The organism is Proteinivorax hydrogeniformans, assembly GCF_040515995.1.
Taxonomy (GTDB): Bacteria; Bacillota; Proteinivoracia; order Proteinivoracales; family Proteinivoracaceae; genus Proteinivorax; species Proteinivorax hydrogeniformans.
Window position 1 is genome coordinate 1,350,521 of record NZ_CP159485.1, and the last position, 25,318, is coordinate 1,375,838.

A 25,318-nucleotide genomic window follows, 5' to 3' on the forward strand; every position below is an offset into this window, starting at 1 on the left:
AAACTGTTGTTTAACATATTAGATGTTCTAAAAAGAAAAGCTAATTAAAAGAACTATTTACGTACTATTTAAGTTCTATTAGCAAAAATATATTTATTGGAGGTTTTTTTATGGATGCAAACATTAAGAAGAGATATGAGGCATGGATTACAGACCCGTGTTTCGACAAAGAGACAATAAAGGAGCTTAAGGAGCTTGAAGGTGACGCTAAAGAGTTAGAGGATAGGTTTTACAAAGAGTTAGAGTTTGGCACAGCAGGTCTTAGAGGGATTATCGGTGCTGGGACTAATCGTATTAATAAGTACATAGTAAGAAAAGCGACTCAAGGTCTAGCTGATTATATAAAATCTAAAGGGCAAGGAGCAATTGCTAGAGGTGTGGTCATCGCTCATGATAACAGAAGAATGTCCCGAGAGTTTACTGAAGAAGCTGCTTTGGTGTTAGCAGCTAATGGTATAAAAACGTATTTATTTGATGATCTTAGAGCTACACCACAGCTATCCTTTGCGATTAGATACTTAAATTGCATTTCTGGAATAGTGGTGACAGCTAGCCATAATCCGCCGGAGTATAATGGTTATAAGGTTTATTGGGAAGACGGAGCTCAAATTGCTACAGAGCAAGCAGAAGAAATTATTGCTTCTATCGCCAAAGTTAATGATTTTGGTAGTGTTAAAGTGTTAGAAATGGAAGAGGCAAAAAGTAATGATTTAGTTGAGCTATTAGATGAGCAAATAGAAGATGCTTATATGGATGAAATTAAAAAGCAGTCATTACGTGGAGATATCATCAAGAAAGTGGCGGATGAATTTAAGGTTGTTTTTACTCCTCTTCATGGTACAGGAAATATCCCGGTGAGAAGGGCTCTAAAAGAGGTAGGATTTAAAAATGTGTTGGTAGTGCCTGAGCAGGAGAAGCCTGATTCTGAATTTTCAACTGTGGCATACCCTAACCCTGAGGATAAAGAAGCTTTTAAATTAGCTATTGAGCTTGCCAAAAAGGAAGAAGCTAACCTTATATTAGGTACTGATCCAGACTGTGATAGGGTAGGAGCTGTGGTAAGAAACAAAGAAGGCGAGTTTGTTGTGTTATCTGGAAATCAAACAGGGGCATTGCTTGTTAATTATATGCTGCATAGTTTAAAGGAGAAGGGCCAGCTTCCTGAAAATGGGGCTATTATTAAAACAATTGTTACCTCCGAAATGGGTCGGGACATAGCTGCAAGTTATGGTGTTGAGACGTTAAATACCTTGACAGGGTTTAAATATATCGGTGCAAAAATAAAGGAGTTTGAAGCTACAAAAGAAAAGCAATTCTTGCTTGGGTATGAGGAAAGCTTTGGTTATTTAGCTGGAACTCATGCAAGAGATAAAGATGCTGTGGTAACGTCGATGTTAATTTGCGAGATGGCAGCTTACTATTATGATAGAGGCATGAATTTATATGATGCTTTGATGGAGTTATATGATGAGTATGGCTACTATTTAGAAGGTCTGAAGGCTATAACTCTTGAGGGTAAAGCAGGCTTAGAAAAAATAGCGGATATTATGGATTATTTTAGGGGTTGTAAGTTGGAAGCTATTGGGGATAAGAAGATTGAAGTTTTCGAGGATTATAGTACTCAAGAGAGAGTTTATGTAGATGGTAATAAGTCGGCTGAAAAAATTGATTTACCAAAGGCTAATGTTGTTAAGTTTATGCTAGAGGACGGAGCGTGGGTTGCACTAAGACCGTCTGGAACTGAACCTAAGCTTAAGATTTATGTGGGAGTTAAGGAAGCTACTTATACGGCAAGTAAGGACTTACTTGAAAGAACTATGGATTGGATGAACTAAAAGATTCAAGAGATTTAGATGGACAGGAGTTTAAGGGACGAGGGTGGCGTTAAAATCTTAGTTGGACAGTTGGTCAGGAGATCAAGGGGCGGTTTGTTCTGCCTGGCAGAAATTGCTGTTCTGCTACTAGCTAGCTACTAACTACTAACTACTAACTACTAAATACTAACTGCTAAACCCTTATTGCCCACGGTAAAGATAACGAAATTAGTTACATGCTTGGTCCAAACTCGTTCATTTATGGTGCTCATTTTGGAAAGACCCGGTTTTAAAAACCTTTTTATGATATTTCCAGACCCAGCAGAGGCAGCAGATTTAAAGTATGCCCTTTGGCCCAGCAGAATAAGCAAGTTTATACGTTTTCGCGGCAAATTGTTTTTATATTGTTTCTTGGACGTCCCTTACCATTGACAGGTAGAACTATGTAGTGCAAAATCTTAATTGGCCACGGCAAATATCAGGAAACCTAGTAATGGGTAATTAGCGGTGTGAGGTTGGTGATAAAGCACATAACCTTATGACCTAAATCGCCTCTTAAGTAGGTTTTGTTGGTCATTGCCATATTGGTTAGCCATTTGCTGAGGGGTTGACACAGAGGTCAACCCCTACCTCTGCGAGGGAGAGCGTTAAAATCTTAGTTGAACAGTTGGTCAGTTGGTCAGGAGATCAAGGGCGGTTTGTTCTGTCTGGCAGAATTTGCTGTTCTGCTACTAGCTAGCTACTCACTACTAACTACTAAATACTAAATACTAACTGCTAAACCCTTATTGGCCACGGTTAAGATAACGAAATTAGTTACATGCTTGGTCCAAACTCGTTCATTTATGGTGCTCATTTGGGAAAGACCCGGTAAGACACACTGGCAATGTGAACCACCATAACCAAGTAGGGAGCTCTCATTAATTGATAAAGTCATCCTGAGGCACGCCGAAGGATCTAGCCCGCAAGGGCGCAGGACCCACACAACACACCCCACCTTCCACTTTCAACTTTATTAACCTGCCTGCCCCAGCAGAATAAGCAAGTTTATACGTTTTCGCGGCCAATGGGTTTTTTTACTGGTTCTATTTTAGGGTCAGTGGAATGTTGGTTAGTATAACTTTAATTGTCAATTGTTCATTGGAAATTGTATTCGCTTTTATAAAAAAAAGGGGGGGATTAGGTTTGTTTGATAGCTCTTTTATTGTTTGGTTGCAGCAGTTTTCTAATGGATTTTTAGATTCATTTTTTACTATTATTACAACTGTTGGGAATCCGGAGTATTATATGATTGCTTTTCCTTTTATTTATTGGTGTATTAGTAAAAGGATGGCTTATCGCTTTACTATTTTCTTTTTGCTATCAACCTATGTAAACACTATAGTTAAGGGTTTTACAGATGTTGCAAGACCCTGTAGTTCTGAAGTTAGGGTGCTTTACGGGGATTCAACCTACGGTTCTTCGTCATTTCCTAGCGGCCATACTCAAGGGACTGCTTCCTTTTGGGGTTATTTAGCTTATTACTTTAAAAACAGGTATTTTACATGTTTTGCAGTTGTGTTAACTGCTCTTGTCGGACTTTCTAGAATTTACTTAGGGCTACATTTTGCAATTGATGTAGTTGCTGGGTTGTTTATCGCTATTATGGTTTTAACTCTTTTTAATTTATTCTATGATAAAGTAGCTAGCAGGCTTGATGGGCTTTCATGGAAATTAAAGGTTGGTTTGTCAACGGTTTTGCCTTTGTTACTTCTTGTACCTCCAGGGCATGATAAGGGCATGTTAGTTGGATTTGCTATTGGGCTTATGGTTGGATACCAGCTTGATAAGCGCTATTTAAACTTCTCTAACTCTGCGACAATAGCTAAACAGGGTGTGAAATTTGTCATTGGAGTTGTGGGGCTTTTTGTCTTAAGAGTGGTTTTGAAAGAACTATTTGAGGTTATAGGTTTTAGTGCTTTGACGGAGCATGGGGCAGATATGGTTAGGTACTTATTTGTAGGTTTATGGGCTAGTTACTTTGCACCGTATTTATTTGTGAAGCTAGGGCTATCTAAGGAGCCTAAAATAGAAATCGGGCAAGATCATAGGGTTAAAGTGTAAAGTGTTAACAAAGATATGCTGTTTTTAAAGAAAAGGGACAGGTCTGGCTGCACGCCGTGTGCTAGCAGTATGCCCGTCTCTTTTTTTATTGGACAGGAGTTAAAGGGCGGTTGCCATTTGCTGAGAGTTGACACAGAGGTCAACCCCTACCTCTTTGAGGGGCAAACCATAAAACCCTAGTTGGCCACGGTAAACATTTCGAAATTAGTTACATGCTTGGTCCAAGCTCGTTCATATTTATCATCCATATTGGAAAGACCCTGTTTTAAATTTAAAAACCTAATTTAATGATATTTCCAGACCCAGCAGAGGTAGCAGATTTAAAGTATGCTCTTTGGCCCAGCAGAATGAGCAAATTTATACGTTTTCGCGGCTAATTGCTTTTAAATGGTTTCTGCACGGTCCCTGCCGTTAATAGGTGGAGCCGTAGGTAAAGTGCAAAACTTTAATTTGCAACGGTGGCTGTGGTTGTTTTTGGTGGTCATTCCCATAATGGCTAGCCATTTGCTGAGGGTTGACACAGAGGTCAACCCCTACCTCTTCGAGGGGATAGGGCATCAAAATCATACAAATCTAGTTGACCACGGTAAACATAACGAAACTAGCTACATGCTTGGTCCAAACTCGTTTATATATGTCATCCATATTGGAAGGACCCTGTTTTAGATAAAAAACTTAATGATGTAAAAGTATCTACTCTCTTAAAAACTATTTCCAGATCCAGCAGAATTAGCAGATTTATATGTTTTCGCGGCCAGTTGATTTATTATTTTGAATTTTTATTTGGGAGTGTGTATGTATGTTGAAGAAAGTTAAAATAAAGAGTGTTGTATGTTGGAGTATGGTTGTTCTTTGGATGGGGTTGATATTTTACTTTTCGGCTCAGCCCGCTTCGGAATCAAGCGAGTTAAGTAGTGGGGTGACAGAAATAGTAGCTCGTGCTTTTGGGGTTTTTGTTCCTGAAGCTATTATAGGGTTTGATACTTTACATTTACTAGTTAGGAAGGGGGCTCACTTTTTTGTTTATTTTGTGTTGGGTATCCTTGTAGTTAATGCTTTTAATGTTAGCGGGTTTAGCCAAGCTAAGTCTATATATTTGTCTTTTGCAATATGTGTTATTTACGCTATCAGTGATGAGGTGCATCAATTATTTGTGCCGGGTAGAAGCGGAGAGGTAACCGATGTGATAATTGATAGTATAGGAGCAGGTTTTGGGATAGGTTGCTTTTTAGGGATAGGAAAATTGTTGGACAGATATAGAAGGAAGAGGCTAAATCGGAGCAGTGATTTGTAGTTTAAGGGCAAAGTTTTAGGAGTGGGAGGTTAAGAGTTTGAAGTGAGAAAGCATATTTCAAAACCTAAAGACCTTGATTGGCCACGGTAAACATTTCGAAATTGGCTACATGAGTAGTGGCAATCAGTAATATGAAATCGGAAGTTGGTAGCTTACTTCAAAAGCACAAAATCTTTAATTGGCCACGGTAAACATCACGAAATTAGTTACATGCTTGGTCCAAACTCGTTCAGTTATGGTATTCACTTTGGAAAGACCCGGTTTAATTCGCTTTCTACATTCCATTTTGCTAGCAAGTCTACTTCTAGAAGTGTTTTTATTTTTAACCATAATGACTTCTGCTGGAGCACTGTAGTGCTCCCTTACAAAACATTTATTTCCAGACTAGCAGAAACACTTAACCTCAAGACCTTAATTGCCTCTTAAGTAGGTTTTGTTGGTCATTGCCATATTGGCTATCCATTTGCTGATGGGTTGACACAGAGGTCAACCCCTACCTCTTCGAGGGGGAAACCATAAAACCCTAATTTGCCACGATAAAGATTTAGAAATAGGCTACTTTGCACTGACCAATCAATAGGGTTGCCATCTCGGGATGCTAGGGACAGGTACAGCCGTGCCACTGGGGGTATACCAGTCCATGCGTTCCTTGGTATTTTTTCCTGCTAAAATCTGCTTGTTTGGCTGTTAGATTTGCTTTATAATATTGTATATATAAAATATTAGTTTATGATAAAAGTGATTATTTCATTCATATACTAAATAATTTTCTTGACATATGAGGTGTTGATGTGAAAAAAACTGCTCTACTTTTAATGATTGTAATAATTGCTTCTAAGGTTTTTGGTTTTGCTAGAGAGATAACTCTAGCACATTTTTATGGCACTTCTCAGATAAGTGATGCTTTTTTAATTTCTCTTACTATTCCTGCTGTTATCTTTTCTTTTTTTGGAACAGCGATAAAGACGACATATATTCCACTTAGCAGTGAGATTTTAAAGGACAAAAAAGAGAAAGAAGCTAATCTTTTTACCAGTAATATAATCACCACGCTAATGATCGTTTGTACAATTATTGTAGTAGTGGTTCAGTTGTTTCCAGAAGCTGTGGTGACCCTGTTTGCACGGAGTTTTGAAGGCGAGTCTATGTACTATGCAGTTAAATTCACTAGGATTACTATCCTAAGTATATATTTTACTGCAATGATTCACGTTTTAAATGGATATTTGAACCTTAAAAATAGCTTTCTTGCGCCAGAGCTTATAGGAATACCTATGAGTTTAATTTTGATGCTTACTATGCTACTGAGCTCTATTTTCAGTCCTGACCTTTTAGGATATGGAAAGATAATAGCTGTGATTGTTCAGTTACTTGTGCTTTTGCCTTTTTTAGTAAAAAAAGGCTTCAAATATACTCCTACATTTAATTTAAAAGATCCCCGGCTTCAAAAGCTTGCGTTTTTGACTATGCCTGTTATGTTTGGGACATCTATTAACCAAATAAATAAGCTGGTTGATAGAAATCTAGCATCGGAAATAATAGGTGGCGTTTCAGCTTTGAATTATGCTTACAGGTTAAACGGCTTTATTAACGGGATATTTGTTATATCAATTGCAACAGTTATGTACCCGATGATTGCAAGGATGGCGTCTGATGGTGACCTAAAAGGTCTTAAAAAGACATTGTCGGAGTCAGTTGTTGGGATAAGCTTGTTAGTTTTTCCGGCAACTGTAGGAGCTATGATTTTTGCTGAGCCTATAATTGATTTCTTATTTGGTAGGGGAGAGTTTGGTCTAGAAGCTATCAAGTTAACTAGCACCGCTTTGTTCTTTTATTCAATAGGGATGGTTGCTTTTGGAATGAGGGAGATTTTATCTAGAGTTTTCTTTTCATTGCAGGATACAAAAACTCCGATGGTAAATGCTTCTATAGCTGTAGGTTTAAATGTTGTTTTAAATATCATTTTGTTTAGATTTTTAGGTATAGGTGGCCTAGCCTTAGCCACGAGTGTTTCAGCTATTTTCTGTTCAGCTTTATTGATTTTCAGCTTAAAGAAGAAGATAGGTAGATTAGGGATGAAAAATATATTTATATCCTTTGGCAAGATAGTTTTTGCTGCCTGTTTAATGGGAGTTGTGGCAAAGGTTGTTTTCGAGTTGGCTACGCGTGTATTAAGTATTAATCTGTCGCTAATAATTTCCATAGGTGTTGGAGCTCTAGTTTACTTTGGAATTATTTTCTGTATGAAAATTAATGAAGTTGATGTTTTATCTGATGCTTTAAAAGATAAATTGAAGGGGAGATTAAATGGTATAAATTTTTAATTTATAGAGGTTAAAGTATAGGGAATATACTATATAGTTATATCAAATGCGATAAAATTCATTTAAATATTTTAAGTAACTTATGTAGAAACATATAATTTTCATCTTAGAAGGGGCTATAGTATGATAAAAATTCAAAAATACGGTGGAACTTCTGTTGCTTTTGCTGATCAGCGAAGAAAAATTGCTAAAAGAATTGTAGAAAATATAAATAAAGAACCGCAGCAAAAAATAGTGGTTGTTGTCTCTGCTATGGGAAGAAAAGGTTCTCCCTATGCAACTGATACTTTGCTTAGCTTAATACAAGACTATTCTAATATTTCAAACTCTAAGGTAGACCAGTTAATGTCTTGTGGCGAAGCTATTTCGGCAGTTATGCTTGCAGCTGAAATAGAGTCTTTAGGACAGGAATGTGAGCTGCTTTCAGGCTGGAATGTAGGGATAATAACCGACGATAATTTTACTGATGCTAATATCTTAGGCGTTGATACTAAAAATATCGAAAAAGCTTTTGAGCGCTCGCCTGTAGTTGTTGTTACAGGTTTTCAAGGGTTAGCTAAGTCAAATAAAATTACCACCTTAGGGCGAGGTGGAAGCGATACTACTGCTGTCGCTTTAGGCGCAGCTTTGAGGGCGGAGACTGTTGAAATATATACTGATGTAGACGGTGTGATGACAGCAGATCCAAAAGTTGTTACAAACCCTAGAAAAATTAAAGAAATAAGCTATGAAGAAATCTTTGAAATGGCAAATGCAGGGGCAAAAGTAGTTCATCCTAGAGCTGTAGAACTAGCTCAAAGCTCTAGCTTACCTCTGCATATTAAGTCGAGCTCTGATGGAGAAGGCACTGTAATAAGAGATGCTAGAAGCATTGGGCCTATTAAAGAAAGAAATTTAATCACCGGCATAGCAGAGATAGGTAATCTTGTGCAGGTAAATGTGTTTTTTAGTAAGGAAGATAAAGAACTGGAACTGAAGCTTTTTAAACAAATAGCCAAAGCCGGTATAAGTATAGATTTGATAAACATAAGTCCATATACTAAAACCTTTACAATAAAGTCACAAAGCAAGGAGAATTTAATTACTTTATTGGAGAGTTTAGATTTGCGTTACAGCTTGGAAGAGGATTGTACAAAAATCACAGTGGTAGGGGTAAAAATGCAGGGTAAGCCCGGTGTTTTATCTGAAGTTTTGGAACCATTATGCGCTGATAAAATTCCTATTTTACAGACGGCAGATTCTCATATAAACATTTCAATTTTGGTGAAAAGCTTTCACGCACGAAAGAGTGTAAGCTTACTGCATTCAGCTTTGATTGAAAACAACGTGGCACATCCTATGCAGCAAAAGGTAGACTTATAATAACTAATAATATAGATGTAAAACAGCAAGTTTTTTAAAAAACTTGCTGTTTTTTTGTGCCAAGTTAATCTGGAGTGTCGAAAAAACACGACCGATTACGGTGTAGACCTATAATACAAAGTAAATCAAGAAAAAAGAGGAAAAGTGGTTGGAATTGGAAGGCTTTCTTTTTTAATGTTTTCTGATATTACTATCACGGGATAGTTGACAAGGCTATTACTAATGACTGTAATTATCATTTTCTCCTTAGGCGTTGCTATTGTGCCTATAGCGTTCTATAGTGGGGTTAAGGGTAATGAAGATTTATATGAAAAAATGCTAAAAAGTATCTAATAATAAAAGCCTAGCTGTAAATAGCTAGGCTTTTTGCTTGTATACTATATTTGGTGTTTTTCTAAATCTTGCTTAAACTCACCAGTGAGTTTTTTAAACTCTTTGATATTTTGAGACATATCTTTTATTCTATCGGTGTACTGGTTTACATTGGCCGAAACCTCTTGGCTAGACGCAGAGTTTTCTTCAGCTATGGCTGCAAGACTTTCAATTTTTTCGTATATATTTGAAATGGAGTCGGTTTCTAGTGTTAGCTGATCTATCATTTCGATAATTGCTTGTGTAACAGAGCTTATACTTTCGGTTGCCTTTTTATTTGAGTCAGCTACGCTATTTAGTTTTCCGCTTTCCTCTTTTAAAATCCCAAACTGAGATTCTATATCTTCTACTATGGCAAAAATTCTTTCGCTAAAGGTATTTAAGTTATCGTTAATGCTTAAAGCAGCTGATTTTGATTCTTCCGCAAGTTTTCTAATTTCTTCTGCGACTACGGAAAAGCCTTTGCCTTGTTCTCCAGCTCTTGCTGCCTCGATGGATGCGTTAAGGGCTAAGAGGTTAGTTTGTTCTGAAATAGAGGTAACAGTTTCTACTATCTCTGTTATGTCACCGGCTTGTTGCTCGAGCTTATCACTATTTTCTTTTAACGTAGCAAACTGCGAAACTATTTTTTGGATGTTTTCTGTTGTGTTTACAACATCGTTATAACCTCTATTAATATCTTTAACTACGCCTTCAAGTAATTCTTTACTTTGATTTTCTTTGTCTACAATCTCTCTTAGAGAGACGATGTTATCGCTAAGAATTGCTACAGAGCTTTCAGTTTCTTCTGCCTGGTTGATTGCTCCTTCTGCTACTTGCTCTACGACATCCGAAATTTCCGAAGAAGTTTGGTCCATGTCATTAGAGATACCAGTTAAAGTGGAACCAAAACTATTCATTTCATCTGCTATGCCTTTAAAACCTATTAAATCTTTTACTAAACTAACCTTATAATCATTTACCATTGTTTGTAGTTTTTCATGCTGATCACCAGTTTTTAGCTCCGTAGAAGTATAATAGTTTTTGTCGAGCATGCTATCTAGTGAGTTTATCACATCTTTTAATGGTCGATTCAGTAGCTTAGAGCTAGCCAAATTAATTATGAAAAAGGATATAAGTAGCGAAGGAATAAATAGATTTTGAGGAAGTAATAGCTGCAAAGGATATGCTACTGCAGCTGTTACTGCAGTTGATAAAATAGCAGACTTTGCTTCGTAACTTTTGATAAATCCAAAGGAAAGTATTTTGTTTAAAGAGTATTTTTTTATATAGTGGATCTGCTCAGAGAAAGTTATTTTTATGGTTATGCTGTCTTCTTCTTTATTTTGAGTTTCTACCTCAATTGTTTCGTTGAAAAAATCTGATGCCCCTTTTATAAGACCGATAAAATAGTCAAACATTTTACGTTTAGATATGTACTTAATTGTAGCTTGGTGTGAAGAAACTACCTCCATAATAAGGCGTGGTGGGGTAGCACCAGGCACTTTTTCTGTTATGATTGCATGGATATCATCCATAGATCTTAAAAAAGAGTATAGGTTTTTTTGTTGAAAATAACTTGGATAGAGGTTAAAAAAGGAATTTATATTTTTTTGGCCTATTTCCTGCCATACTTGTCCTGTTGTTGTGTTTTGGTCTTTTGCTATGTACTCTATTATTTTATAGGGCACCTGTTCGTCAATGTCTTCGGTTGGTTTAATTATTTTATCTTTTTCCCAATTTACTTCCTTCATAGCCTTAGCTACTAGGGGTTCGCCATATAAATCTTTTGCTGAATTAAGCCATGCAGAAACAACTGTTCCTTTCAACTTTAGACCACCTCATTTTCTTGTAATTGTTATTATTAACATTAATTACTATTATAATATATTAGACTGAATTCGACAATGGGATTTAGAAAGAAACGGTTATGTGTATATACATATCAAATAAATATAATGAAAAAACAGGGATTTGTTGAATTTTGGCGAATTTTTTATTATAGCAAGTAGCTAGGAGGTGGAAAGCTTGCTGGACTCGATCAGAGGATTTACCACACAACTCTTATTAAATAGCAAAAAAGGTGATAATCTTCAACTTAAAGTTGGAGAGAAGGTAAAAGCTAAAATAATGAAGGTGTATGCCCAAGGAGTTACCCTGAAATTACAAGGGAAGCTATTAACGGCAAATACTAAGACTATAGATGTGCCTCTTAGGGAGGGGAGCGAACAGTATTTTATATATTCTGGGCTGAATAAATCCGGTGAGATGATTTTAAAGCCGGCAGAAAGTGAAAAGAGCGAGCATCAGGTTAAGCAAGCGCTAGACAGGGTGTTAACTGAGCTAAACTTACCTAAGTCCGAGCAGGGCAGAGAAATAGTTAAAAAGATGATGGAGCTTAAAGTAAATTTAGATAAAGGAGATATACAAAAGATAAATAACCTTTTGCCACCTAAAGAGAACAACAAAGAGGTTATTCATCGTTTGGTTTCTTTATTAAAAGTGGGTGCCAGTCTTTCTAAAGAAAATGTTCAAACAATGAGGTCGGATGTAGGCGCTACTGTGAAGGAGGAATTAATAAATTTGCAGCAACATGCTGACAAATTTGTTAAAAGCAGCTCGCCTAGTTTACGCCAATTAGGAGCAGAGATAAATAGCTTTATCCAAAGCAACAAAGTTTCTTTAGATACTACTTACGGGATAGATAATTCAGTTAAAGAAGTTTTAACTGAGCCTAAAGCACAAAATATCTTTAAACTACTAAGTAGTGCCGTTAATGCTAAACAGCAGCCTAGCACCAATGCACTGCCCAATAGTAATGAAGCTCCTTTAATTACAGAACAGGCATTTACAAAATCCCAGCCGGCACAGCCTTTAAAGTTAGTGACAGGGTTTGAGTTATTAAAAAATCTGGTTCTTGAGCCAAATTTAACGGGCCAAGATGAGAAGATAAACAGTAATCTTTTAAAAAATTTACAGATAAATGAAAATGTAGAACAGACAGGGGAAAAGATCACTAAAGGGGAGAACCTTTCACCTAACCTTCGAGAAGAAGGAGGGGAGATAGTCCGGTCTTTGGTAAATATCTCTCGATCCTTTGCGGCAATGGAAGCTCAGCAACTAGCGACATTTAACGCTAGTTCATCAACTCAAAACTATATGCTTACTTTTGATGTGCCAATCGAGCATAAGAGCGAACTACATATGGCGAATATCAGCGTAAAAAAAGAAGGCAAAACAAGCAAAGACAAGTCCGAATCAGGAAGAACTTTTGTTACTGTAAATGTTCAAACTAAAAATATCGGAACTGTAGTATCAAAGCTGGATATAAAGGATAAGAACCTTAGCTGTGTTTTTGAAGTGGAAAATGAAAAAACTATTATGCTTTTAAAACCGGAGCTTAATAGGTTAGAAAATGTTCTTGAGCAAGAGTTTAAAGTTTTAAACTTAGATGTTAAATTAAAAGAAGAGCAAGATGTTGAATATAGTAAAAGCCAGGATCTAAGCATAAATAAGCTGGATATAAGAGTGTAGGTGAGAAGAATGGCTGATGAAGAATTTAAGCAAACAAAAGCAGTGGCACTTAAATATCAGAAAGAGAAAAAAGCACCCCCAGAGGTTGTGGCAAAGGGGAGAGGGGCTGTAGCTGAAAAAATTCAAAACTTAGCAAAGGAAAATGACGTGCCCCTATATAATGATAAAAATCTTGTGGAGCAGCTCATAAGACTAGAGGTAGCGGAAAATATACCCCCAGAGCTTTATAAGGCTGTAGCTGAGGTGTTGGTGTTTGTTTACTCTTTGGACAGAAGGAACTAGTTGGATAGGAGTTCAAGGGCGAATTTACAATTTACAATTTAGCTAGTGGTAATTAGTAATATGAGGTCGGAGGTTGGTAGCTTAATTCAAAACCACCAAATCTTTAATTGGCCACGGTGGCTGTGGTTGTTTTTGGTGGTCATTACCATTATGGTTAGCCATTCTGAGGGGTTGACACAGAGGTCAACTCCTACCTCTTCGAGGGGATAGGGCATCAAAATCATAAAAACCTAGTTGGCCACGGTAAAGATAACGAAATAAGTTACATGAGTAGTGGTAATAAGTAGTATGATGTCTGATGTTGGCAACAATTTATCACAACATAAGGGGGGGAAATCCACCGCAGAGACACCCAAAAAGTCATCCTGAGGCATGCCGAAGGATCTTGCCCACAAGGGCACAGGACCCAAAAAACGAACCCCAGCTTCATTTTTCACTTTCTACTTTCCACTTCATCAACGATAAAACCAAAACCCTAATTGGCCACGGTAAAGATTACGAAATTAGTTACATGCTTGGTCCAAACTCGTTCATTTATGGTGGTCATTTTTGGAAAGACCCGGTTTTAGATAAAAAAACTTAATGATGTAAAAGTATCCTCTCTTAAAAAAACTATTTTCAGACCCAGTAGAATTATCAAATTTATGGGGTTATCCATCTTCGGGACAGAGGGGACAGGTACGACTGTCCCATTGGGAATCGATGGTACAGCATACCAGTCCCCCTTGTCCCTTGTGCAAGTTTATAGCATGCCGTTTGGCCCAGCAGAATAAGCAAGTTTATACGTTTTCGTGGCCAGTTGGTTTTTTATTGGCTTTAACAGGATTAAGTGCAAAGCCCTAATTGCCCACTGCTGTAGTTGTTTTTTTTGGTCATTACCATAATGGCTAGCCATTTGTTGATGGGTTGACACAGAGGTCAACCCCTACCTCTTTGAGGGGTAGCTTTAAAATTTTAAAAGCTTAGTTGGACAGTTGGTCAGTGGTCAGGAGATCAAGGGCGGTTTGTTCTGTCTGGCAGAATTTGTTTTTGCTATCTACTAACTACTATCTACTATCTACTACCTGCTAATCCTTATTGGCCACGGTAAACATCACGAAATAAGCTACATACTGGGTCCAAGCCCATTCATTTATGGTATCCATATTGGGAAGGCCCTGTAAGACACACTGGCTATGTGAGCCACCATAACCAAATAGGGAGCTCACATTAATTGATAAAGTCATCCTGAGGTGCGCCGAAGGATCTAGCTCATAAGAGCGCAGGACCGACACAACGGACTCTACCTTCCACTTTCCACCTTCCACTTTCAACCTGGAGTGGGGGAGGTTGCTCAATTTCCCAACTTTTTCTGATTTTTGCAGGTATTTTGTTTCGTTTGTGGAAATATTATAAAGAGAGTTTTTATATTAATTTTATAGCTTTACTGTTATAAAGATGGTAGGCTAAAATAAAAAATAGGGGGTAAGTATTTTGGAATTACTTAAAAGGCTGACTGAAGCTAATGGTACACCAGGCAGAGAAGAGCGGATAAGAAAGATAGTTATTGAGGAAATGGAAGGCTTGATGGATGAAATTAGCGTAGATGCTATGGGAAATGTTATCGGCGTTAAAAAAGGAAGCGGAAGCAAAAAGGTTATGCTATGTGGACATATGGATGAAATTGGCTTTATCGTATCTCACATAGATGACAAAGGATTTTTACGCTTAAATCCTGTGGGAGGTTTTGACCCTCGTACGCTTGTAGCTCAAAGAGTTAATGTACATGGTAGAGAAGATCTTAAAGGTGTATTGATGCCTGGCATTAAACCAGCTCACTTAATGACTCCTGAAGAGGCTAAAAGAACTTTAAGAGTTCAGGACTTTTTTGTTGATTTAGGTAGGAGTAAAGAAGAGGTAGAAAAGCTTGTTAGAATTGGTGATTTTGTAACTTTAGACAGAAACTTCGAGGAAATAGGTGACAATATTTCTGCTAAGGCTTTAGATGATAGAGCAGGGGTTTATATTATGCTTGAAGCTGTTAAAAAGTTAAAAGATCATGATGTGGACATTTATGCTGTAGCTACTGTACAAGAAGAGCAAGGGCTACGTGGAGCTACCACAGGTGCGTATGGTGTTAGACCAGATATCGGCCTTGCATTGGACGTTACTATCGCTGGTGATGTTCCTGGTGGCTCTCCTGATTCTGTAGTTACTAAGCTAGGTGAAGGAGCTGCCATTAAGCTGATGGACTCTGCTTCTATCTCCAATTATAAATTGGTAGACTTTATGAGAGATATAGCGGAAGATAACGATATAAAATATCAAATGGAGATTCTTCCAAGAGGTGGAACTGATGCAGGCGCAATAGAGCGCTCTCACACAGGGTGTCCTGTTGTAAGTTTGTCCCTTCCTACACGCTATGTTCATAGTAATGTGGAAACAGCTAATAAAAATGATTTACAAGCAACAATTGATTTATTAGCTAAGTTTTTAGAAAATGTTCATAAAGGTGATTTTAGTTTATAAGCTTAAAAAGCTGGAGCAACTTTGCTCCAGCTTTTTTTAATTTGGCTCTTTACCTCTTTTTCTAGTACACTAGTTGCTTCCCACGTCTAAAGTGATGGGTTTTGCATATACATAATATAAAAGTGGAATACGTGGATAAAAGGGGTGAGGCCGTTGAGTGATTTTTCTAGAGATGACCTTGAAAATATACTTAAAAAGTTAATTTCTAAACGGAGCGTTGAGGTAAATAAAATTAAGGGCAGCATGGATAATACGCAAGATTTAACTAGTTTTTTATCTGATTGCCAAAAAAAAATACTGCACCTTGAGAGGGCAATTCAACACTATCAGCAATTTTTAAGAGAGTGGACATTATATAGCACTGGTGAGAGGGTTGAGGATGATGAGCCCGCAAAACGAACTACCTGGACAATTCACAATGATATCATCACTATAGCTATAAGAAGGCCAAACAGTAAATATGCGACTACAATTAGGTTTCCTGCATTATTAGCCAGAGAAATTTTGACTTTTATTTTTAGTTTTATCGAGGAGAACAAAGTTATTAAAAGGTCTGATATATTAGGGGAGTTTGAAAAGGAGATTATACAGCAAACCACGTATAATTCTAATTCTTCAGGACAGGTGATTTATGCCTTGATTTTAGTTTTATTAAAAGAGGGAGTCTTGCAGGCAAGTAAAAACAACAAACGGGAATATATTTTAAAGGAGAAAAAAGAGATATTTCTATAATCTATAATGAAAAAGAGTCTGGGCCAGGCCATCACCATTATGGTTAGCCATTTGCTGAGGGGTTGACACAGAGGTCAACCCCTACCTCTGCGAGGGGATGAGGCATCAAAAGCACAAAACCTAGTTGGCACGGTAAAGATGTAGTAGTAATAAGTAGTATGAGGTCTGAGGTTGGTAATAAAACCTACACCCCCTAAGATCTTAATTTGCCACGGTAAAGATAACGAAATAATCTACATGCTTGGTACAAACTCGTTCATATATGTCATCCATATTGGAACGGCCCTGTAAGACACACTGGCAATGTGAACCACCATAACCAAATAGGGAACTCTTATTAATTGATAAAGTCATCCTGAGGCACGCCGAAGGATCTAGCTCATAAGAGCGCAGGACCCACACAACGAACTCCAGCTTCCACTTTCCACCTTCAACTTTATTAACGAATCAGACCCAGCAGAATAAGCAAGTTTATAGCATGCCGTTTGGCCCAGCAGAATAAGCAAATTTATACGTTTTCGTGGCTAGTTGGTTTTATATTGGTTCTGCTTTAGGGTCAGCGGAAGGTTGGTTAGTTGGACAGTTAGAAAAGATTTCGAAATAAGCTACGGTGATGTGGTTTTTTTGGTGTCATTGCCATTACGGTTAGCCATTTGCTGAGGGGTTGACACAGAGGCAGACTGTGTCATAATTCATGATATAATAATGTTCATAAAACTCTAAATATGATATAATGTATAGTATACGACCCCATATATATCAGGGGGTTCATTAAGCTTTTGACTATGTTAAAAAGGGTGATGAAAATGAACATTATTAAAGGTGAAGATCGCGATCAAATAACGCTTTTCCCAGATACAATAGATAACTATATAAGTGATGATAATCCTGTAAGGGTTATTGATGCCTATATTGACAGTCTAGATTTAAAAAAGTTAGGCTTTGTAAATATTGAACCTAATAAGGTCGGGGCTCCTATGTATCCTGCTAAAACTATGCTAAAAATATATGTATATGGATATATGAATAAAATTAGATCCTCAAGAAAATTAGAAAATGAAACTATCAGAAACGTTGAAATGATGTGGCTGACTAAAAAGCTAACCCCTGACCATAAAACAATTTCACGCTTTAGACAAAACAACCCAAGTGCATTAAAAAACGTGTTTAAAAACTTTAATAGATTAATAAGTAAACTAGGCCTTTTTGGCAAGGAGTTATTAGCTGTAGACGGCAGTAGATTTAAAGCGGTAAATTCTAAAGAAAATAACTATAACCAAAAGAAAATCGCCGATAGAATACAAAGATTAGACCAAAAAATCAATACATATATGGAATCACTAGATAAAAATGATGAGGAAGAATCCAATGTTGATAAAAAGTTTTCAGCTGAGGAAATAAATCAAATTATCGAAGGTTTAAATGAGCAGAAAAAACAATACGAAGATATGGCTGCAAAATTAGAAGAAACTGAAGAAACACAAATTTCTACTGTTGATCCCGATGCTAGAAGAATGTCTAGAAAATACGGTAACACAGATGTAGGTTACAATATCCAAACAGCCGTAGATAGTAAGTACAAAATGTTAGCAGAGTTTGATGTAACTAATAGCATTACTGATTATGGACACTTATCTACAACTGCTGAAAAAGCTAAAGAGTTATTAGAAGTAGAAAGTATAAAAACTACTGCTGATAAGGGATATGATTCAGCTACTGATATAGCAGAGTGTCTAATGAATGGGATAGAGCCTCATGTTACTATGGATGAAGACATTACTATCTGTATTGAAGCAGAAACAGATGAAAGAGAAAAAATAACCACTCAGTCTAACGGTAGAATTGTGTACATAAAAGACCGTAACATTGCAATTTGTCCAATGGGTAAGATTTTATATCCCAGTTCGTTTAACAAGAAGAAAAAGGAAGCAAGATTTTTGAACAAGAAAGCTTGTAACAGATGCGACAGTAAGTGCTGTAAAGGTAAACACAAGTTTTTTTCTAAGAGGATGAAACAAAAGGACTGGTCAAAAAGCTATAATGATCAGGACTTAAAGATAAAGCAGGTTACCGTCAAAAGGGACTTGAGCATACTTAAGAAAAGAAAAGCAATAGTAGAGCACCCTTTTGGAACTATAAAAAGAGCTTTTGACTCAGGATATTGTTTAACTAAAGGGTTAAATAATGTCGTGGGTGAATTTTCATTGACTTTTTTAGCATACAACCTTAAAAGAGCAATAAATATCCTGGGAAGCAAGCAGTTAGTTGAAGTAATAACCACCTTATAAATGAGGGTTATTGCTTCTTTTTCCTCAGCATCATTTTTTAAGTGCATAAACAGACTTTCAAGGTAAAATTCTTGCTTTTTAGTAGTAATTCTGACACAGTCTGGAGGTCAACCCCTACCTCTACGAGGGGATAGGGCATCAAAAGCATAAAACTTTAATTGGCCACGGTGGCTGTGGTTGGTTTTGAAAGTAAAAAATGGTTCCAATCATCAAAAGTCGATGATCGGAACCATTTTTTTATTTGTTTTGGCTAGATACGTCTCAGCCTTTTTTTAGTTTGTATCAATTTTTTCAAAGTATTGTTTCTGTTCTTTTAAAAATTCCGTTAAGGTTTTATGTCCTGATTGTTTAAATTTTTGTGCCGTTTCTATGCCGACATATCTAAAGTGCCATGGTTCATAAATATAACCTGTTATATGTTTTTTATCTTCAGGATAACTCATGATAAAGCCATATTTATGAGCGTTTTCAGCTAACCATTTTCCTTCTGAAGTATTGGCAAAGCTTTCTGAAAGTACCCCGGAGCTGTCACTAAAGTCAACGGCAGTACCTAATTGGTGCTCTGACTGACCTGGCCTTGCGCTAACTATATTTGCTTGTTCTTCACTGCCATGACGTGAAACTTGATTTGCAAAAATCCTCTTTTGAAAATCAAAGGTTCTATATCCTGATCTAGCTACTAGTTCGTTTATCCCTTCTCTTTTAGCAACATTTAAAAGTACTATTAAATGTTCTAAGGTTTCTTCTCTTAGTTCTAGATGCATACCATCATGAGTATATTCTACCGGAATTTGTTTTAAATCAGCCGGATGGTATCTTCCTAAATAGGTATCTTTTGTCACTAAAGCTTTAAGATAGTCACCATCAGCTATTACAAGGTTGTTTTCTACTGGCGAGTCAACTAGTTTAAAGATTGCAGTTATTTTTTTGTCATTTTCTAAGGTTAGTTCAATTTCTTTATCCGTGGAAATAACGGTGTTATTTTTCTCCCAGCCCACAAATTCATATCCTGTAGTTGGTTTTGCAATTGCTGATACATTTTCACCCTTTTTATACTGGCCGCTACCTTCAACAGTACCTCCTGGTATTTTCCCCTTTTTTATAGTGAGAGTTGCAGCTTCTTGGAATATAGCAGTAATCGTTTTGCTTTGTTTTAAGTTAACGTCGTATATTTTTTGGGTGGAAATGGTTTCATCATTTTTCTGCCAACCGACAAACTTATAACCTTCTTTAGGTTGAGCTTTAACAGTAACATTTTTACCTTCTTTATATTGACCACCACCGGACACTTTTCCGCCTTCTACCTCACCTATTTCTACTGTGAGCAAAGCATAGCCTGAAGGAAGATTGTCTGAATTAAGGTAGGAGTTTGCAAAAAATAAAATTATTATAAATGCTATTGCCAAAGCTATACCAGCAAAGTTTTTATATGACTTTTCTAATGTCAACATATCACCTCCCCTATTTTACGCTAACACAAATTGCCATGGTTAGCAATAGAGAATTAACTTTACATAGAACACTTGTTCGTATATACTTAAGTTATAAACATCAAAGGGGTGGCTTTAAAAATGAGCAACATTATATTTCATGTGGATGTAAATTCTGCATATCTGTCATGGGAGGCTGTACATAGGTTACAAATGGGGGAAGAGGTAGATCTGCGACAGATTCCTTCTGTAGTCGGTGGCAATGAAAAAAGTCGTCATGGAATTGTGTTAGCAAAGTCGATCCCAGCTAAAAAGTATAATATTCAAACTGGTGAAACTCTTTTTTCTGCTAGACTTAAATGCCCAGAATTGGTGGTGGCTCCTCCTAGATACCACCTTTACATGAAATGTAGTCAGGAAATGGAGAAGTTATTAAACAGATACTCACCTAATGTGCAGTTTTATTCGATTGATGAAATGTTTTTAGATTATACCAATATGGAAAAACACTTTGGTGATCCAGTAAGCGCTGCTCACAGCATAAAAAATAGGATTAAAGAAGAACTGGGATTTACTGTTAATGTAGGTATAGGACCTAATAAGCTGTTAGCTAAAATGGCATCGGATCTTAAAAAGCCAGATAGAGTTCATACTTTGTTCCACGAAGAGATGGCTGCTAAGATGTGGCCTTTATCTGTAGATAAGTTATTTATGGTGGGGAGTAGAACAGCTAAAAAACTAAAGGCAAAGGGAATTAACACCATAGGTGACCTAGCTATAACTGACAGGTCTAAGTTATACAGTATGCTTAAAAGTCATGGTGTGTTAATACATAATTACGCCAATGGCATAGAAAATTCAAAAGTTCGCAATGATCTAATGCCTGTAAAGGGATTAGGTAATTCCTCAACCTTTGCATTTGATGTTTGCAGCGAAAAGGAAGCGTTGATGCTGCTACTTTCGCTAACGGAAACTGTTACCGCTAGGCTAAGGAGAGGAGACTTTAGGGCAAAAGTTATTAAAATTCATATTAAGGATAAAGATTTTTACTCATTTTCACATCAACGGAAGGTCGCCACCGCCATTTCATCTACCGACGCTATATATAAAGTAGTAAAAGAGTTATTTTTAGAGATATGGCATAAAAAGCCTATCCGAAAGATGGGAGTAGCCCTAAGCGATATATATACTTCTGATTGCGAGCAGCTTTCCTTTTGGGCGGAAGAAGATGAAAGTAAAAGGGAGCTAGATAAAACTATAGATAACATAAGAATGAGATATGGCTCTAAAGCAGTTTTTAGATCATGTTTTTTACATTCTGGTATAAAGCCGTTAGAAGGGGGAGTTATTGATAGCGAGGACTACCCTATGGTTTCAAGTATATTGTAGCAGAGGTGAGATTCTTTGAAGGTTTTAATGAAGCCTATAGATATGATTGTTTGGTTTGACAAAGATGGCAATGTAAATCCTTTACGGTATAGAGTTGAGGGAGTGGAGGGAGAATACAAGGTTGTAAAAATAGAAAGAGTTATTTATAAAAAAGAAGAGCGACTAGCGGGAACGCCAATGCTTATTTTTAGGTGCCAAAGTGTGGTAGAAAACTGCGAAAGACTCTACGAACTTAAATATGATTTTAAAGGAAAATGGTATTTGTATAAGATGTGAGATATCTTTATAATTTAGTAACTTAAATAATAAAAGGCATAAAAAAAAGACTCGATATTATATCGAGTCTTTGATAACATATTTATTTGGCAGGGGAGACAGGACTTGAACCCGCAACCAATGGTTTTGGAGACCACTACTCTACCAATTGAGCTACTCCCCTGCAACAATGAATATTATATAATAGAATTTGAGGTTTTGCAAGGGGTTTTTTGCATTTTTTTTGTAGGATTTATTTTTTAAGTGCTTTGCAGCCTGAAATACAAGTGTTAATAACCATTTTAAAGGAATTTAGTGAGCTTGTCTAGAATAATAATTAAGGGACAAAAGGAGGAGAGCTATGATACCATCTAAACTAAAAAAAGGGGATGAAGTTAGAGTTATATCTCCAGCTAGCAGCCTAAAAGTTATTGTCGCTGAGCAAAGAGAGTTAGCGATAGAGCGATTAAACAAAATGGGCTTAAATGTGACTTTTTCTAAAAACTCGGAGGAAATGGACGACTTTATGTCTTCTTCTATCAGGTCCAGAGTGGACGACATTCATGAAGCTTTTTCTGACGACAATGTTAAAGGAATTTTAACCACCTTAGGTGGATATAACAGCAATCAAATATTGCGCTATATGGATTATTCTTTGATAAAAAATAATCCAAAGGTATTATGTGGTTTTTCAGATATCACAGCATTGAGTAATGCTATATATAGTAAAACCAATCTTGTGGGTTATTCAGGGCCGCATTTTTCCTCTTTCGGTATGTTAAAAGGCATTGAGTACACTATGGAGCATTTTGAAAACTGCCTTATGCAAGATGAACCATATGAATTAACTCCTAGCAGCTACTGGAGTGACGACATATGGTTTATGGATCAACAAAATCGAAAATTTAGGGAAAGTCGTGGGTTTAAAACGATTAACCCTGGGGAAGCTGAAGGAGTGGCTATAGGAGGTAATCTATGCACATTTAATCTTCTACACGGAACAGAGTTTATGCCAGATTTGACTGACAAAATTTTATTTGTGGAAGATGACTATGAGACAAACCCTCAAACCTTTGATAGAGATTTACAATCCATTATACATCAACCAAATTTTGACAAGGTTAGAGGTCTTATTATTGGACGTTTTGAGAGAAGGTCTCGTTTTGCAGCAGATTTACTGCGAAAAATTATCACAAGTAAAGAGGAATTGAATAACATACCGGTTTTAACCGATGTAGACATAAGTCATACTACCCCTAGGGCTACTATTCCCATTGGGGGAAGAATGAGGATGAGTGCAAGTGAAGAAAAAGCTAAGATTGAAGTTTTAGAACATTAAAAGGTAACTCCTTACATTAAACGTAAGGAGTTACCTTTTTTTATGTCTTGTAAGGTGGTCTATGTTGTTTAAATATAAATAAATCTCGATGTGGTTTTGATTAAGTACTTCTATATGTTGCGTTTTGCTTTCAAGAAAATTTATACATTGACTTTTTATAAAAACAGCCTATAATTAATACTTGTTCTATTTTTTTTGTATTTAATATTTACAAACCTCACATATGTTGCGATATTTCTTTGCAAGCATGAGTGGGCAAGTAATTGCACTATTAAATCTAATAAAGGGGGAATTACCAAATGAAACCATCAACAGGAAATCAAAAACCTAAGCAAGGGTGGGGTGACAAGTTTCTAAATGTGGTAGAAAAAACTGGTAACAAACTACCTCATCCAGTTACTTTGTTCTTTATTTTTGCAGCTACAGTTTTGGTTTTATCATTTGTACTGAGTGCTTTTGATGTTTCAGCTCAACACCCGGATCCTGATATTGAGGAGCCGATCCGTGTTATAAATCTTCTTTCCAAAGACGGAATTAGGGATATATTAACGGGAGCTGTAGGAAACTTTACAGGATTTGCACCGCTAGGTGTTGTTTTAGTAGCCATGATTGGTGTAGGTGTGGCAGAAAGATCAGGACTTATTGCCGCTATGCTTAAGAAGATTGTCATGGGAGCGCCAGATAAGTTAATTACAGCAGTTGTTGTATTTGCTGGTGTTATGTCTTCTATGGCGTCAGATGCAGGATACGTTGTGCTAGTGCCCCTTGGCGCTGTTATCTTTTTAGCTAAAGGCAGACATCCTATAGCTGGTTTGGCAGCTGCATTTGCTGGTGTTTCCGGAGGCTTTAGTTCAAACTTAATTATTACAATGATTGATCCTCTACTAGGTGGGTTTACTCAGGAAGCAGCTCGTATGTTTGATGCAACCTATTCTGTAACTCCAGCTGCTAACCTTTACTTTATGATTGCATCTACATTTTTAATTACTGCTATCGGTGTATTAATTACTGAAAAGGTTGTAGAACCTAGATTAGGATCTTATACTGGTTCTTACAGACAGGATCTAGAACCTATTACTAAAAGAGAGTCAAAAGGTCTGAAAGTTGCTTTATTAGCTCTAATTGCATTTATAGTGGTTGTTGCTTTGATGACAATTCCTGAATCAGGTATATTAAGAACTGATGAAGGTGCGCTTTTAGATGATCCTAACTCACCGTTTATAGGATCTATGATACCGCTAATAGCAGCGTCATTCTTTATTCCTGGCCTTGCATACGGTATTAGTGCAGGTACCATTAAAAAGGATAAAGATGTAGCTAAATTTATGGAAGAAACAATGTCTACCATGGGTGGATATATCGTGCTAGCCTTTGCTGCAGCTCAGTTTGTTGCTTACTTTGAATGGTCTAATATCGGTCTTATTTTGGCTATAAACGGTGCTGAATTCTTAGAGGCTATTAACCTAACAGGTATTCCACTTATTTTAGCCTTTATTTTCATTAGTGGTATTATCAACTTATTTGTGGGTAGTGCTTCTGCAAAGTGGGCTATTATGGCCCCAGTATTTGTTCCTATGCTTATGACAATGGGATATTCTCCAGAGGTTGCCCAGTTGGCATATCGTATAGGTGACTCTACAACTAACATTATTTCTCCACTTATGCCTTACTTCGCTATCATAGTAGCTTTTGCTAAAAAGTATGATGAAAAGCTAGGAATTGGTACGCTAATTTCTACAATGGTACCATACTCAATGGCGTTTATGATTGCATGGATGATAATGTTAACAATTTGGATGTTAATTGGTCTGCCAATTGGACCTGAAACTCCAGTAATCTACTAATATTTATAGGCTGATATATATAGCCAAAAAAATAAAGAGAACGGTTCCGATCATCGACATTTTGATGATTGGAACCGTTTTTTGCTAAACGAAACCGTTTAAAAGCAGTTGGCCGCGAAATCGTATAAATATGCTTATTCTGCTGGGGGCAGGTAGGTTAATAAAGTGGAAGGTGGAAATGGAAGGTGGAAGGTGGAAAGTGGAAAGTTGAAGGTAGAAAGTGGAAGGTGGGGTTCGTTGTGTGGGGCCTGCGCTCTTATGAGCTAGATCCTTCGGCGTGCCTCAGGATGACATTACCAATTAATGAGAGTTCCCTATTTGGTTATGGTGGTTCACATTGCCATTGTGTTTTACAGGGGCTTTCAGATATGGGTCACATAAATGAACGGGTTTGGATCAAGCATGTAGCTTATTTCATAATCTTTACCGTGGCCTATAAGGTTTTAGTAGTTAGCAGGTAGCAGGTAGC

At 36.9% G+C, this 25,318-nt stretch carries 17 protein-coding genes and 1 tRNA gene; 14 read left to right on the forward strand and 4 right to left on the reverse strand.

The window, feature by feature from the left end; all coding sequences use genetic code 11:
• Window positions 1–110: 110 nt before the first annotated feature.
• The 5 genes from PRVXH_RS06415 to dapG all read left to right on the forward strand — a co-directional run bounded on the left by PRVXH_RS06415 (window position 111) and on the right by dapG (window position 8,897).
• Entirely contained in the window at window positions 111–1,835 is a 1,725-nt protein-coding gene (locus PRVXH_RS06415) for a phospho-sugar mutase (protein WP_353894475.1), read from the forward strand.
• Between the two features lie 1,164 nt (window positions 1,836–2,999).
• The gene (locus PRVXH_RS06420) at window positions 3,000–3,917 is read left to right on the forward strand and encodes a phosphatase PAP2 family protein (protein ID WP_353894476.1); all 918 of its coding nucleotides are present in this window, start codon (window positions 3,000–3,002) and stop codon (window positions 3,915–3,917) included.
• A 799-nt stretch (window positions 3,918–4,716) separates the two neighbouring features.
• Window positions 4,717–5,211: a VanZ family protein gene (locus PRVXH_RS06425; RefSeq protein WP_353894477.1), complete on the forward strand. Its 495-nt coding sequence runs from the start codon at window positions 4,717–4,719 to the stop codon at window positions 5,209–5,211.
• Window positions 5,212–6,002: 791 nt separating this feature from the next.
• Window positions 6,003–7,535 carry a murein biosynthesis integral membrane protein MurJ gene (murJ, locus tag PRVXH_RS06430; RefSeq protein ID WP_353894478.1) on the forward strand — a complete coding sequence of 511 codons (1,533 nt, stop codon included), beginning with the start codon at window positions 6,003–6,005 and terminating at the stop codon, window positions 7,533–7,535.
• A gap of 123 nt (window positions 7,536–7,658) precedes the next feature.
• Entirely contained in the window at window positions 7,659–8,897 is a 1,239-nt protein-coding gene (gene dapG, locus PRVXH_RS06435; RefSeq protein WP_353894479.1) for an aspartate kinase, read from the forward strand.
• Between the two features lie 377 nt (window positions 8,898–9,274).
• Here the strand turns inward: dapG and PRVXH_RS06440 are convergent, their stop codons facing one another.
• Window positions 9,275–11,077, reverse strand: coding sequence for a heme NO-binding domain-containing protein (locus PRVXH_RS06440; RefSeq protein ID WP_353894480.1), 1,803 nt, complete (start codon window positions 11,075–11,077; stop codon window positions 9,275–9,277).
• A gap of 199 nt (window positions 11,078–11,276) precedes the next feature.
• Between PRVXH_RS06440 and PRVXH_RS06445 the strand changes: the two genes are divergently transcribed.
• Window positions 11,277–12,782 (forward strand): hypothetical protein, encoded by a 1,506-nt coding sequence (locus PRVXH_RS06445; protein ID WP_353894481.1) that lies wholly within the window; start codon window positions 11,277–11,279, stop codon window positions 12,780–12,782.
• Window positions 12,783–12,791: 9 nt separating this feature from the next.
• Entirely contained in the window at window positions 12,792–13,064 is a 273-nt protein-coding gene (locus PRVXH_RS06450; protein ID WP_353894482.1) for an EscU/YscU/HrcU family type III secretion system export apparatus switch protein, read from the forward strand.
• A 742-nt stretch (window positions 13,065–13,806) separates the two neighbouring features.
• Here the strand turns inward: PRVXH_RS06450 and PRVXH_RS06455 are convergent.
• Window positions 13,807–13,977 carry a hypothetical protein gene (locus tag PRVXH_RS06455; protein ID WP_353894483.1) on the reverse strand — a complete coding sequence of 57 codons (171 nt, stop codon included), beginning with the start codon at window positions 13,975–13,977 and terminating at the stop codon, window positions 13,807–13,809.
• A gap of 560 nt (window positions 13,978–14,537) precedes the next feature.
• Between PRVXH_RS06455 and PRVXH_RS06460 the strand changes: the two genes are divergently transcribed.
• The 3 genes from PRVXH_RS06460 to PRVXH_RS06470 all read left to right on the forward strand — a co-directional run bounded on the left by PRVXH_RS06460 (window position 14,538) and on the right by PRVXH_RS06470 (window position 18,592).
• Window positions 14,538–15,572, forward strand: coding sequence for a M42 family metallopeptidase (locus tag PRVXH_RS06460; protein ID WP_353894484.1), 1,035 nt, complete (start codon window positions 14,538–14,540; stop codon window positions 15,570–15,572).
• Window positions 15,573–15,725: 153 nt separating this feature from the next.
• Window positions 15,726–16,304 (forward strand): hypothetical protein, encoded by a 579-nt coding sequence (locus tag PRVXH_RS06465; protein WP_353894485.1) that lies wholly within the window; start codon window positions 15,726–15,728, stop codon window positions 16,302–16,304.
• 806 nt (window positions 16,305–17,110) lie between these two features.
• Window positions 17,111–18,592, forward strand: coding sequence for an IS1182 family transposase (locus PRVXH_RS06470; protein WP_353894486.1), 1,482 nt, complete (start codon window positions 17,111–17,113; stop codon window positions 18,590–18,592).
• 272 nt (window positions 18,593–18,864) lie between these two features.
• Here PRVXH_RS06470 and PRVXH_RS06475 read toward each other — a convergent pair whose 3' ends face one another.
• Window positions 18,865–20,043, reverse strand: coding sequence for a D-alanyl-D-alanine carboxypeptidase family protein (locus tag PRVXH_RS06475; protein WP_353894487.1), 1,179 nt, complete (start codon window positions 20,041–20,043; stop codon window positions 18,865–18,867).
• Window positions 20,044–20,163: 120 nt separating this feature from the next.
• Here PRVXH_RS06475 and PRVXH_RS06480 point away from each other — a divergent pair, with 120 nt between their 5' ends.
• Both PRVXH_RS06480 and PRVXH_RS06485 read left to right on the forward strand, forming a co-directional pair.
• A complete protein-coding gene (locus PRVXH_RS06480) occupies window positions 20,164–21,411 on the forward strand; it encodes a DNA polymerase IV (protein WP_353894488.1) in 1,248 nt (415 codons plus the stop codon).
• A gap of 15 nt (window positions 21,412–21,426) precedes the next feature.
• On the forward strand, window positions 21,427–21,687 hold the full coding sequence (locus PRVXH_RS06485; protein WP_353894489.1) for a hypothetical protein: 261 nt from the start codon (window positions 21,427–21,429) through the stop codon (window positions 21,685–21,687).
• Window positions 21,688–21,774: 87 nt separating this feature from the next.
• Here the strand turns inward: PRVXH_RS06485 and PRVXH_RS06490 are convergent.
• Window positions 21,775–21,850: transfer RNA gene (locus PRVXH_RS06490), tRNA-Trp, on the reverse strand.
• Between the two features lie 177 nt (window positions 21,851–22,027).
• Here PRVXH_RS06490 and PRVXH_RS06495 point away from each other — a divergent pair.
• Entirely contained in the window at window positions 22,028–23,005 is a 978-nt protein-coding gene (locus PRVXH_RS06495; RefSeq protein WP_353894490.1) for a S66 peptidase family protein, read from the forward strand.
• Between the two features lie 299 nt (window positions 23,006–23,304).
• The gene (locus tag PRVXH_RS06500) at window positions 23,305–24,849 is read left to right on the forward strand and encodes an AbgT family transporter (protein ID WP_353894491.1); all 1,545 of its coding nucleotides are present in this window, start codon (window positions 23,305–23,307) and stop codon (window positions 24,847–24,849) included.
• Window positions 24,850–25,318: the final 469 nt, after the last annotated feature.